We start from the raw sequence: 12472 nt of genomic DNA, 5'->3' as shown, positions 1-12472 counted from the left end.
GTAAAGATTATAATGGCGGCACAAAAGCTAACAAAAGGCAGGCTTGTTCAAATTATCGTCATGTTGGTTATTTTAATAGCTGCATTTACTTGGAGAACAGTAACATACGATAATAACGAAACAGTAAACTGTATAGTTTCAAAACCTTGTAAATTTGGTATTGATAATCATAATGTTTCAGTTTCAAGCAATAATCTAGGGTATTCGATCGAAACATCTAAAACTGGCAAATTTATCATTAGCTATAATGAAAGCGGAATTCTGGAAGAAAAAGGACCATCAAATTGGCTGTTACAAACTAGTGATAAGACCTCCTCAATAACGGTTACATTTCCACAACAGGTGAGCACGTTTTCTGTAAACCTTTCTAAGGAGTAACAGAGAGAAACTGGGGCACACCTCGGTTCTTTTGATAGAAACATGTACCAAATCAGTGAAACACAATGCATTAAAGTGTTATAAAGAGAGCATTAATAAAGTTACCCAGAATCTATGAAATTTCTATCAAAAGTCTCTTACTCCCTAGACGATAAAATCGCAGTAGATGAGTTGCTCAGCGGGGTGGAAAACCCTGACGATATTGCTTGTCTTATTTGCTACTGCACAGAAGAGTATTCGACACTCGCTGTGCAGAGATATTTCGTAGATGCTCTCCCGAACACTCCCATACATGGCTGTACTACTTGTCACGGCATTATGACCGAAACTGGTTTTCATTCTGGTCCAGTCATTGGCGTCCTCATTATTTATGACTCGGGGATCAACGCCTATGGTACGGGAATCGAACATTTCAGCGACTCCATAGACCGCAGTACCTTCAGCGCGATAGACAAAGCACTCAAGAACGCCAACCGAGAAGGTGAAATTCCTGATCTTATCTTGCTGCATTCCACACCGGGTAACGAAGAAAAGGTGATGGCGGCTATCGATAAGAAATTTGGTACTGAAGTGCCAATTATTGGTGGCAGTGCTGCAGACAACCAGGTTTCCGGAAATTGGAGTATCTTCACCGAAGAGTCGCTGTCTATAAATGGTGTGTCTTTAACGGTAGTGTTTGCGTCTCAGTCCATCTATTCCTCTTTCAGCGCGGGTCATACGCCTACGCGGTATTCAGGCACCGTGACCAAAGTAAGAAACCGAATTTTGTTGGAGATAGACCACAGGCCAGCAGTCACCGTTTACAACGAATGGACTAATTTCCACTTAGATGGCAGTGATGATGGCTACATATTCGAAAAGTCGTCAGTCTACCCATTAGGCAGGAAAGTCGGCTCTTCTTACGATTACCCATATTTCAAATTGTCTCATTCGATCAGAGAGACGGAGTGTAATGGGATTGAGCTGTTCACAGACATCAGTGAAGGCGACACCATCTACCTGATGCAAGGGTCTAAGCAGCAGTTGATTAGCCGCGCCGCGAATATCATTCACTCCTCATACTACAACGACATGGATCTTGAAGAGAAACTAGGGGCGATCAATATCTTTTGTGCAGGCCCAATGTTGAACCTTAAACAAGATATGGATGAGGTTTGTGACCAAATAAATCAAGCACTTAATGGGCTCCCATACATATGTCCATTTACGTTTGGTGAACAAGGCAGGCTCTCCGGTGGCGAGAATGCACACGGGAATTTAATGGTATCGTCTGCAACGTTTTATAGGTTGAAAAAGTAATGGGTTCTGAAGGTCAAGAAGCGCTGCAAGAAGCACGTATTGAACTGCAAAAACTAAAAGCCCGTGAGCGAAAGCTGGCTGAAGAGAACAGGGTGATCTTATCAACCATCTCTGCGATCAGTAAGGCAAGTAACATATCTGAGATATTCTCCAGTCTCGAGTTCGTGCTCAAAAAATACATTAAGTTTGATGACTTTATCGTGGTATCAAGGGTAGGGAACGAAGGCAGTTTCAAAACCCTGCTAAGCAATAACAAAGTCTTCGAACAGATGAATTGGAGTGATTGTGGCAAGTTATCTCGAGTGATCAATGGAGAATGCGCAATCCTTTTTGAACCCAAGTCTCTGGGTGAATTCAATTCCTTACATCCCATTATCCTCGATCAAATCAACTCTGTTCTAATTACTGGTATCGATAGCGGACTAACACAATCCGTCATCATTTTTATCCACTCGAATACCAAGCACTTTAGTATTGAAACTAAGGCCACACTAAACCGTTTTCGACCGTTGATAGAGCGTGCTGTTTTCGATATTGAGAACAAAGAAAAGCTTGAAGCAACCGTTCGAGAACGTACCGCAGAGCTTGTCACAGCAAGAAAAGACGCAGAAAGAGCCAACAAGGCCAAGTCTGAATTCCTCGCGATGATGAGTCATGAATTAAGAACACCGCTAAATGCCATAATTGGCCTAATAGACGCCCTAAAATCCACATCATTGAACGAAGAACAACAGTCTATACTGCTTAATATGAGCACATCATCTGAGCTATTGCTGGCAATTATCAGTGACGTATTGGATTTTTCTAAGATTGAATCTGGGTGTTTCTCGTTGGCTCCTCAATGGAGCAACGTAAGAGACACTGTAACTTTTGTATTATCTGAACAAAAGAAGACAGCAGACGATAAAGGTTTGCCGCTAACAGTAACTAGCGATATCCCTGAAGGTGAACTTCATTACATCGACCCAAGTCGCTTGGCACAGATCCTATTTAATTTGATCGGTAACGCGATTAAGTTCACTGAGCGTGGGCATGTCCATGTTTCTATAAAGTACCAGCAGAGCTCTTTCTATATAACGGTGGAAGACACAGGGATTGGCATTAGCTCGCAACAACTTTCGTCGCTGTTCAGTCCATTTGTGCAAGCTGATAGCACAATCACACGTAGATTTGGTGGCACAGGTTTAGGCTTGGCCATCACTAAAAGACTGGTTGAACTGATGCGCGGGCGCATATCGGTAAAGAGTGAGCCTGGAAAAGGCTCCAAATTCGAAGTACAGTTGCCAGTGCTTACTAGAGTTACGAATAATCTGGCTAACAAAGAAGACGAATCTTCACGAGAGTTAAGAAGCCGTTATTCAGTGTTAGTTGTCGAAGACAATCCAACGAATCAAATGGTGATAAAGTTAATCCTTACAAGACAAGGCCACGAGGTTTTCATCGCAAGTAATGGTGAAGAAGCGATTGGCTTTATTGAAAGAGGCAACGAATCAATAGACATTATCTTAATGGATGTGTCGATGCCGGTCATGGATGGATTAACCACAACCAAATACATGAGAGACGCAAACATCAAAACACCAATCGTTGCGCTAACAGCACACACATCAGTAGAAGACAAATGTTCGTGCTTAGATGTCGGCATGAATGATTTCGTGACCAAGCCAGTAAGAACTAAAGAGATCACAGAAGCAATTGATCGATTAATGCTTGAAGTCTAATAAACGTATTCTTAATCGAAGATTAGGAAATATGTTTATTAGGTATTTTATGGTAAATAGCCTTACTGTTAAATAGAACATCGATTTGGTAGATAAACAAGAGGCAGGGCATCGCACAAAGATACCGGCCTTATAAATACCAAACACCATTTAACATAATATACATAATACGCAGTCACTGTATGTAAAATCTGAGGGGTTTCAATGCCTTAGTCCTTGCAGATTTTGCACACGGCGCCGGACTAAGTCCTTAATGTCGTTGGTTTTATGGATTTTATCTGCACGTTTATGCACGTTGAGTTCAATATTGTTGGCTATACTTTGTTTTCGTGTCTCTGATTTTTGCGCTCACGTGTTGCCGTTTCCAGAGACTTTCTACTACAAACACACTTTATAAGGAGAAAAAAAACTTTGCGCGCTTGTCTTAATTTTTGAAGGAGATCACATGCTCACGCCACACTTTGCGGATCTCGTGCACGATCACTTTGGTGATATCCACGACGCCGCGGCCTTTTTTCACGTTCAACCAATCACAGTCCAACGATGGCTCTCAGGTGAAGTCCCTGTGAACCCGATGGCCGAAAAATTGATGAACATCCACGCTCGCGGTTACTTGCCGTTAGACTATCGTTGGAATGGATTTAAGGTGCACTTTGACCGTGCTACCTTGATCACGCCTGAACGACGCGAGTTTAATCCGAAAGAATTGCTCAGTTTTGCGTATTGGCGCGACGAACATCGTCAGCTCGTTGAACGCCACGGCCGAATTGATTCCCCAAAGTTTTACCCACCTAAAGAGCATCCTTTGCCATTTCGTGGCGGTCGTCGTATGCCAGCGAAGCCTTGGGTGCCTACCAAATTCAAATAACAACAACACCCACACGTGATAAATTTCTCGCTCTCCAAGGAGTAATTCTCGACATAATGTAAAGTTGTTGACTTGCCAGCCTATGCTAAGCGCTTCATTTCTTTATTTATTTCTGTAAAAATCAGTTCAACATCTTTCGAAAGTTTTTTGTAATCTTCAGTGATTTGTTCCTGACTTTTGTTAGCTAAAAAGAACAATTTCTTAGATGCTTGCATAATCAAATCCACATGTTTAGCTTTAGGGTCGATCAAATTAGCGGAGGTCCATCTTATTATTGACTTTTCGGTAAGACTAAAAAGAGGCTCTTTATATAAATTAAAACTATTCACGATTTTTACAGCATCACGCTGAGATTCAATTCTATTTTTAAATTCACTCATGATCACTTGATTCTACTTATTAAGGACTTCATCCATGTTTCTATCTGTGGGATGACTTCAATTGCGATATCGATTTGAGATTGAGTAAGGTTTTCCCCTACTCCTCTGGTGCATAATATTCTAGCTGATTCCAATATACTAAAAGCTTCTTTGTCTATATCTAAACTTGACGCCCCTAGATTACTGCTAGAGCGCCTCGAAAAATCTGGCTGATCTGAATATCCAAGGGAATAACATGTAGCAAAATTTCTAATTGAAAGAAAAATTGTCGAAAGATCGAAGACTAAGGACATTGATGATTCACATATTGAATCACGAGCTGAGTTAAAAATGTCATAAAACTTAAGACAATCAGCCTTACCACTATCATATAGGTTAGGTTTACCTAGCTCATGAAGAAAATTGGAGCCATCTTGCGAAAATACTAACTTCGACTCCAAATGTAAGTGCCATGCAAAAGGGTTCCCTTGCTCCCACAGTTCTTGGATTCGTTCATATGAATAAATGGAATAGTCCGAAGGGTTAACATGTTCTAATTGACCTTTTGCAACCATTAACATGTCAACATCAGAACCTAAGTCAATATCTCCCCGACACACGGAACCAAAAGCATAAATGTGCACAGCTTGAGACTCCACCTGTGATCAAAGCGATGATTAACGCATCGAGGTACTCCATCACTTCGTTTTCCATCGAGATGCGTAGTATTCAAGTAGGTATCGCAGCATGGCGCGCATGCCTAGCGTATCAACCACAACAGCACCGACTACAAACCAATAAGGGTTAGGGATGTTCTGCAGTGCATTGAAGCCTTGTTCGACGTATGGCGCGTAATTAGGAATGAAAGACAAGATGAGAGGCACGAAGACGACTAACAGGATAAATTCATCCTTAAATCCCCTATCTCGAATGCTGATGTCATCAAGGTTACTGGCCTGCTCTTCGCCATTTTGTAATCGACGTACCCTCGCCTGATGCTTCTCATTTTCGAGTTCATCTTTACGCTTTAACGCCTCAGCTTTGTTTTGATTGAGCTGCTTATACGTCGCTACGCCACCGGTCACAAGATTCAATAATGCGCCAATCATGGGTACACCAAACGATTCAATTCAACATGTGGACCATCTCTAAGGCTTTTCCAGTCACCGCCCCAAATGATAGAGACATCAAGCTCCCTAGCCGCTTGTTTAAAGGCTTTGCTGATGGCTTCATAATACTTAAAGTCCCATGTCACCTTGCTATTTTCATCGTAAGCCACGAAATCAATCGCATGCCCGGATTGATGGCGACTTGGACGTTTGTGGCCGTCTAATTGGCTCAAGCCTTCCTGATAGAACTAATGTTGGTTGGTGTAGAGAACCTAGGTCATAAAGAGACATTTTCAGAACACTATAAAAGCCGATTGACATAAGTCGCACAGAGCTTGACTGAGAAACACCAAATACACGGCTTTTTTGCTCATCAAGCTAATCAAAATAACTGATTGGATAGTTAAAATAACCATTTAAATCAATGATATAAAATTATTTGCAAGTTTCATCTATACTCCGCGCCTTTATTAAACGGAGCCCTAACTTTGCAAACAAACAATTATCAAAAACAAGCGATGATCTTATTTGCACTATTAACAATTGGGTCGGCTTTCGTTAACGCTTACGGAATGAACGCGACCATAGGTGAACAGCTCATAGCCTTCATTTCGTCGCTTATCAGTTATATTGTTATTGTCTCTCTGTTCTTAAGGTTCGCTAACGTAGACGTTATTAATTCCAAATATCGAACCTTGATTGGTGCAAGTTTTGTTTGCATAACCATCTTAGAGAATGTTTATCCTATGGTAATATTCAGCAGCCATGCACTTACTAGAGAGTACTATGTCATTTTTTCCATTAAGCTAGTCGTCAATAGCTATGTAGCGAACGTGATAGTTAATGAAATCAAAGTACTTGGCCAGTTTTTAAAGGCACCACTATTAGATTCCATACTAATAAAGATCAAAGCACGTTTAGACTCAAAAGCGGATGCTAGTCGAGTATATAAAAAGCTATACCCTGTATTAGAGGTGCTTCTTGAGCAAGGCTATAGTTTTGATTCACAAGAAGTGAGTAGGATTGTCAACGTGTTGGGAGAACTGCCGGCATCAGGAACAAAACGAAAGAACTTCGCCAATTTATACTTAAGAGATGAAATCACTTTGCGTAAGTTGCCTCGTGATCCTTCATACTTCGACGGCCAAGCCCTTTGGCATTAAACTTCTTAAAAAAACACGCTCGATGTTCATGTGGTGGTTGATTTATAACTCGTTGAATTTGAGGGATTGATGTTTCTGTTAATAGCTATCTAATGGCAAGGAAAGATCTGAGCTTCGCCTTTTTATACAAAACTAATCAACTTAAACCTTATTCATAACTCCGTAATGGACAACATTCACCTCACAACTTTCAAATGCTGAAACTCAAGCAGTTAAGCCAAACATAAAAGTTACGTTGTATCTTATTTTCAACAAGCGAATGTTAGATTACTGTCGCTCAGCTGCCAGATAAACCACTTAAACAGGCTACTATTTCATGTTTAAATTTTGATCTATCAAACAGTTATATGAATATATTTGGTGATTAGGCAATCAAATGCTATGCACTCAGGTATCAGCTATGAATTAAAGTGTTAACATCAGGCAATTTTGTAAACTAGGTGTTTGATATGTTGCCTAAACTTTATAAGTTCAGATCCCTCCATGATAGAAACATACAGTCGATTGCCGAGTGTTCGCTGTGGTTCGATTATGCTAAAACTTTCAATAACCCTTTTGAATCTAACCACATATTCAAGAATGAACTTCAAAACAATTTCAAGGTTATGTGTTTTTCTCAATCCAGCGACCACCCTATACTATGGTCTCAGTATGGCGACAACTTTAAAGGTATGTGCATCGAGTATGACCTCAACTGCTATAACGGTGAGGCCAACCTCAACTGTTTCGAAGTCCAATACGAAGATGAGCCAAGCATGTTCCACTCAGCATCGTTGGGGGAATTGCAAGGAGCTGAATTGGGATCTGAAATGTTCAAGGTTAAGCACTCTAATTGGTGCTACGAAAAGGAATACCGCTGGGTATTACCTGATGACGAGATGATCGGAAATAAACTCTACCTTAATAGAGAGTGCCTAAGCTCGGTGATTCTGTCAGAGCACGCTCCTGCCGACAGGAAATTGAAAGTTCTGATGACTTGCCAGCGCCTTGGTATCCCTGTTAAACACGCAATAGCAAAGCAAGAGTCGTTTACCTTCGAAGTGGTCAGTTAAGTAGAGTGTAATCCTACTGTTTAGCGCCAAAACAAGACATTCACATAAAGTTACAGCGCAACAAAAAAGAGAGCGACATTAATGAGACTCTCTCTTTTTATTACATGTTCACCGTAAGCTTTCCCAATCCTTTATCTTGCATCTGCTCAATCGTCGCGATAGACATTTGAACAGTTGAAAACCAATAAGGTCGGTGCTTAACGTTAAATAGTTCACTATTATCTAACGCCTCGAAAACAGAATATTTTCTACCTTGAGCCAAAGCTGCACCATAAACCGTTCGCTCAAGTACTGGAATGTCATTCACTTCCTCTAGAAGTGCCCTCTTGATGAACTGATTTCCAGGGCTCCAATCTATAAATTCAACGAGGTTTTTTAGTAGCTTAAGCTCTAGCTGCTCGACCATTGATTCAAGAAACTGTGTGTTTGGCATCACCTCAGTACAAGCATAATATTCGTCATGCTTGTCACTTGCTTCACGATAACCAAGCATCGTTTTTACCAATGCGTCTTCAAACGTTGAAGAAAAGTGGTTACAAATTAAAAACAAAGGCAGAACTCTCAACACACCAAGTAAAATGCCTACGTTAGGATCTTTAACCGACGTTTCTTGAAGTCGAATTCGAGTCGCATTTGACGTCACGACCAAGTGTTGCCAAACCTTAGGTGTGATGTGTTTAATGTTGCCATCATTCCACTTAATCAGCTGTTGACTCATTAACAATGGGAACAATAAACGACAATTTTCTATTCCTATTTGTCGTGCTGCAACTTTTGGATTGAGAATTACCTTAGATTTCTTTCCATATTTATCTGCAAACTCTTGATTGGAAACAAACTCGATTAAACTTGAGCTCAATGGCCTACTTTTCGCGGATATTTCATGGAGTTTGGAAAAGTTTAAAGATGGCGAATACGCAACACTAGCGAACTGATTGTAATCGGGTAAGTCTGAAAACAACGAACTTATTAAGGTACCTTGAAGCTTCTCAAGCATTAGCGCAGAAGCGGCATTGCTGACATCATCGATAACGTATCGTAAGGTTTGTTGCTTCGCGTCGACTTTTTCACGATGAGCATTGACTCTATCCTGCTCGCAGCGCAATAAAATACGTTGATTGTGAGATATGCGGTCAGATTCATCAAATATGACACTATCACAATACCTATTTTCCAAACTTAGTAACGTGTCTACTGTAGATTGTGCGAGCTTATATTCAGGTGAGATTAACCATCGATTAAAGCGAGCTTCAACATTGATTGAGACCTTCCTTGAGATCTCAACTACTTCAGGGGTATAACTTTTATTTGCTAACAACAACCGTGACTTTCCTTTGCCGTAAATGCTCTTGTATCGGCATATCCTGCCTTTATAACAAAACTAATATTAATAGAAATTAGAGATTGGTTCACGAAATTGTTTCAATAAAATTAAGGATATTTAGTTATAGTGCGTTGAGAGTGGCTAGTGTGTGATATGTAGCCGGATATACTTTTCTGGAAAGCTGTATTTGAACCTTTTCTTCGTCGGTAGGTGTTTTTTCGCCTGCTTGCAAACTTTACTATCTCCAGACGTTCTCACCTTTTTGATTCTTGCATAACCTTTAGAGTGCTTCATCTCAATCATCAGATCGCAATAACCCTCGAAATCAACATTACTCTTGTTGAGCCCTTTCATGACGGTGACTTTTATCTTTTTAGCTACAGGATTAACCAATGCATCGTCGGGAAAAGCGACTGGGGATAAAAAACATAATAGTAATACTAGATATCTCATACTGCTCTCTCTTTGTTGAGGGTGAGAACAGTATGCGGAGATTTAAGAGAAATGAAGGATTAACTTAGTATGAGGATTGACCAGCTAACGCGTAACTCTCAACGATTACGCTTTCTTTGAGCCTTTAGACTTAAAACCATTATGCGGGAACACGTTACGAATACGTTGCTGTACGTTTTTAGGAACATCTTTAGTGAACTTGAGATTGTAACCAGAACGTTTTGCATACACTTTTAGCTCGCCTTTAAAGGTATTGTTATGACCAATCTCTTGAAGGTTGTGCTTAAAGCTCGGTGGAAGATGCCCTTTAACTTGTTCGATCGCCCCGTCGCTAAATTTAATTTTCAATACCGGTCGGTCGACTGCTACTAACCAAAAAACTAATACCGCACCGATTAAGATTACGTACATCATAATGTCACCACTACTGTTGATGGTTATTTATCGTCAGAAAGGAGCTTGCTTAAGTCTTCTTTGAGGCTAGTCACCGTCTTGCAGGCCTGCTCACTACGAGACGCTTCGCTAACCAAATACTCGATGGCATCTGAGAGCGTACAACCTAGCTCGTTCGCACGTTGAGATAGCTTTTCCCATACACGGTAATCAAGGTCGATTGATTTCTTCTTTGTATGAACTTGTTCAGCATTGAAGTGGCGTTTTCGCTTAGCTCTGATCGCTTGTTTAAGCTTGTTATCGAGCTCAGGAGACATGTTGTTAGATATCCACTCAAGGACACCTGTAGGTTGGTGTTCAAGCTTCAATAAGGCTTTAACAGCAACGTCAGATTCACTTGAATCTATGTGGCAGGTGATCGACTCGCCTTCTTTCCATTTTTTGACCAGATAGTTCCATTTCCAACCACATTCCAAGTTTTCAAGTTGCTGATATTTCATGTCTAATCTCGAAAGTTAATCCTAGTGACAGCGTAACCCAAAATAGGCTATTTAACAATTATTGTCTTGAAAGAATAGACCAAGATCATACTTATATTAGCTTAGTGATTAGTAACTACAACATAGAGCTACAAGCGAGATCGGTTTTTCTATATACTCCCTACCTCATTATCATAATCAGAAACTTAAATGACTCAAGTAGATTGGCGACATGTTACGCCTCAGTACGACGAATATAGCGCTCAATTAGAGCAATTCCCTGACATCTCGCCTTTCCCGTTTTCAGATATTCAACATAGATTCAAAGATGCGTTAACCCGCTTTGTCCGTTTGTCTAACCTTTCGCGTGTTTTACTTGTAAACGCTCCAGACAATTCGATCTATCGTCAAATGATTGTTGAATCTCTAGTCACTGCTTTAGATGATCACACTCTACCGGTTATAAAAACTGAGTCTTTAAATGCTGTCTCTCTGTTTGACCAAGTTCAGTCAAAAGACGGTAAGGTTGTAGCGACAAAGCCCGGCCTACTGGCTAGAGCAAACAACGGCTATCTGATCGTTTCAGCAAACTTGATCTTGGCAAACCCTGGAAGCTGGTTACTACTTAAATCAGCACTGCTTGGTGAAGCCGTAGAACCAATCAGCAGCAATCCAGAGCACTTGAACCAATCCCCGACTTTGCCTTTGACTTACAACATTAAGTTGATTGTTGTTGGAGACAGAGCTCAACTAGGTGACCTTGATTACCTGGACAGCGATATTCAAACCGGTTTTTGCCTATTTAGCGAAATTGAACAAGATATCAAGCTCTCTGAAGAGACTTTGACTCAATATCTTGGTTACCTTAAGTGGCTTCAACAACGCTATGAATTGCCAACCATCACGCAACAAGCGTTGACGGGCATTCTTACTGCCGGAGCAAGAGAAACGGAAGATCAAAGCTATATTCCATTATGCCCTATTTGGCACAATGCATTATTGAACGAAGCTCTGATTGAAGCCGACAATGGTGAGATTGATATTCACCATATCCAACAAGCTCAACAGCACAAATATAACCGCGAATCTTACCTACCAGAACGCGCCCTTGATGATATTCGAGATGGCCAAGTCATTATCGAAACCGAGGGCGAACAAGTTGGTCAAGTTAATGGTCTGACGGTTATCGATGTTCCAGGACACCCGATCTCTTATGGTGAACCTGCACGAATTTCCTGCGTTATTCACTTTGGTGATGGGGATATTGCCGACGTTGAGCGCAAAGCCGAGTTGGGTGGTAATCTTCATGCTAAAGGTATGATGATCATGCAAGCATTTGTGAGCAGCGCACTAAACCTTGAAGATCCGTTGCCATACGCTGCTTCTGTTGTGTTTGAGCAATCGTATTGCGAAGTAGACGGCGATAGTGCTTCTCTTGCTGAGCTTTGTTCTCTGGTGAGTGCTTTGTCTGAATACCCTATCAATCAACAAATTGCGGTTACAGGTGCAGTTGACCAATTTGGACGTGTGCAAGCTGTTGGCGGGCTAAACGAGAAAATCGAAGGCTTCTACCATGTGTGTAAGCACAACGGCTTAACAGGCGAACAAGGTGTGATCCTTCCAAGATCGAACTTAAGGCATCTTGCACTAAAGCCTGACCTTATTGAAAGCATTAAGAATGAAGAATTCCATATTTGGTCTGTGTCTAATGTAGACGAAGCAATTCCTCTCATTATGAACAAACCATTTAGAGACGATGAACAAGAAAGCGTTCTGAGTAAAATCGCGGAACGTATTGAAAACTTTGAAAGACATGAGCACCCTATTGGAATCGTTGGACGCATTAAAAACTGGTTTGTCTAGTACTGATCGGA

General features: G+C 40.9%; 14 protein-coding genes and 1 pseudogene. 7 read left to right on the top strand and 8 right to left on the bottom strand.

Annotation, left to right across the window (positions count from 1 at the left end; all coding sequences use genetic code 11):
- The first annotated feature begins 12 nt into the window (after window positions 1–12).
- The 4 genes from LMH68_RS00260 to LMH68_RS00245 all read left to right on the top strand — a co-directional run bounded on the left by LMH68_RS00260 (window position 13) and on the right by LMH68_RS00245 (window position 4266).
- Entirely contained in the window at window positions 13–378 is a 366-nt protein-coding gene (locus LMH68_RS00260) for a hypothetical protein (protein WP_017059645.1), read from the top strand.
- 114 nt (window positions 379–492) lie between these two features.
- Complete coding sequence (locus LMH68_RS00255; RefSeq protein WP_017059646.1) at window positions 493–1677, top strand: FIST signal transduction protein; 1185 nt, start codon at window positions 493–495, stop codon at window positions 1675–1677.
- Window positions 1677–3398, top strand: a complete 1722-nt coding sequence (locus LMH68_RS00250; protein ID WP_229647983.1) for an ATP-binding protein — start codon at window positions 1677–1679, stop codon at window positions 3396–3398. The genes LMH68_RS00255 and LMH68_RS00250 overlap by 1 nt, the downstream gene beginning before the upstream one ends.
- Before the next feature lie 445 nt (window positions 3399–3843).
- Window positions 3844–4266: a phage protein gene (locus tag LMH68_RS00245; protein WP_102333346.1), complete on the top strand. Its 423-nt coding sequence runs from the start codon at window positions 3844–3846 to the stop codon at window positions 4264–4266.
- Window positions 4267–4346: 80 nt separating this feature from the next.
- Here LMH68_RS00245 and LMH68_RS00240 read toward each other — a convergent pair whose 3' ends face one another.
- The 4 genes and pseudogenes from LMH68_RS00240 to LMH68_RS00225 form a co-directional block, all read right to left on the bottom strand.
- On the bottom strand, window positions 4347–4646 hold the full coding sequence (locus LMH68_RS00240) for a hypothetical protein (protein ID WP_229647984.1): 300 nt from the start codon (window positions 4644–4646) through the stop codon (window positions 4347–4349).
- A 2-nt stretch (window positions 4647–4648) separates the two neighbouring features.
- Complete coding sequence (locus LMH68_RS00235) at window positions 4649–5269, bottom strand: nucleotidyltransferase domain-containing protein (protein ID WP_102333409.1); 621 nt, start codon at window positions 5267–5269, stop codon at window positions 4649–4651.
- Window positions 5270–5323: 54 nt separating this feature from the next.
- A complete protein-coding gene (locus LMH68_RS00230; RefSeq protein ID WP_229647985.1) occupies window positions 5324–5734 on the bottom strand; it encodes a hypothetical protein in 411 nt (136 codons plus the stop codon).
- Window positions 5731–5979: pseudogene (locus LMH68_RS00225) on the bottom strand (M15 family metallopeptidase); the annotation flags it as partial. The pseudogene LMH68_RS00225 and the gene LMH68_RS00230, both read right to left, overlap by 4 nt.
- Before the next feature lie 243 nt (window positions 5980–6222).
- Here LMH68_RS00225 and LMH68_RS00220 point away from each other — a divergent pair.
- A complete protein-coding gene (locus LMH68_RS00220) occupies window positions 6223–6897 on the top strand; it encodes a hypothetical protein (RefSeq protein ID WP_229647986.1) in 675 nt (224 codons plus the stop codon).
- A 449-nt stretch (window positions 6898–7346) separates the two neighbouring features.
- A complete protein-coding gene (locus tag LMH68_RS00215) occupies window positions 7347–7949 on the top strand; it encodes a DUF2971 domain-containing protein (RefSeq protein ID WP_102333350.1) in 603 nt (200 codons plus the stop codon).
- Window positions 7950–8049: 100 nt separating this feature from the next.
- Here LMH68_RS00215 and LMH68_RS00210 read toward each other — a convergent pair whose 3' ends face one another.
- The 4 genes from LMH68_RS00210 to matP all read right to left on the bottom strand — a co-directional run bounded on the left by LMH68_RS00210 (window position 8050) and on the right by matP (window position 10619).
- On the bottom strand, window positions 8050–9270 hold the full coding sequence (locus tag LMH68_RS00210) for a hypothetical protein (protein WP_413755326.1): 1221 nt from the start codon (window positions 9268–9270) through the stop codon (window positions 8050–8052).
- A gap of 144 nt (window positions 9271–9414) precedes the next feature.
- Entirely contained in the window at window positions 9415–9726 is a 312-nt protein-coding gene (locus tag LMH68_RS00205) for a hypothetical protein (RefSeq protein WP_017059671.1), read from the bottom strand.
- 105 nt (window positions 9727–9831) lie between these two features.
- Window positions 9832–10140: a DUF3634 family protein gene (locus LMH68_RS00200; RefSeq protein ID WP_017059672.1), complete on the bottom strand. Its 309-nt coding sequence runs from the start codon at window positions 10138–10140 to the stop codon at window positions 9832–9834.
- Between the two features lie 23 nt (window positions 10141–10163).
- Window positions 10164–10619 (bottom strand): macrodomain Ter protein MatP, encoded by a 456-nt coding sequence (gene matP, locus LMH68_RS00195; RefSeq protein ID WP_229647987.1) that lies wholly within the window; start codon window positions 10617–10619, stop codon window positions 10164–10166.
- A 189-nt stretch (window positions 10620–10808) separates the two neighbouring features.
- Here matP and LMH68_RS00190 point away from each other — a divergent pair, with 189 nt between their 5' ends.
- The gene (locus LMH68_RS00190; RefSeq protein WP_048615970.1) at window positions 10809–12461 is read left to right on the top strand and encodes an AAA family ATPase; all 1653 of its coding nucleotides are present in this window, start codon (window positions 10809–10811) and stop codon (window positions 12459–12461) included.
- Window positions 12462–12472: the final 11 nt, after the last annotated feature.

Source organism: Vibrio sp. F13 (assembly GCF_020806305.2).
GTDB classification, from domain to species: domain Bacteria; phylum Pseudomonadota; class Gammaproteobacteria; order Enterobacterales; family Vibrionaceae; genus Vibrio; species Vibrio crassostreae_C.
The sequence above is the reverse complement of the archived record's forward strand: the minus strand, read 5'-3'. Positions and strand labels throughout refer to the sequence as shown.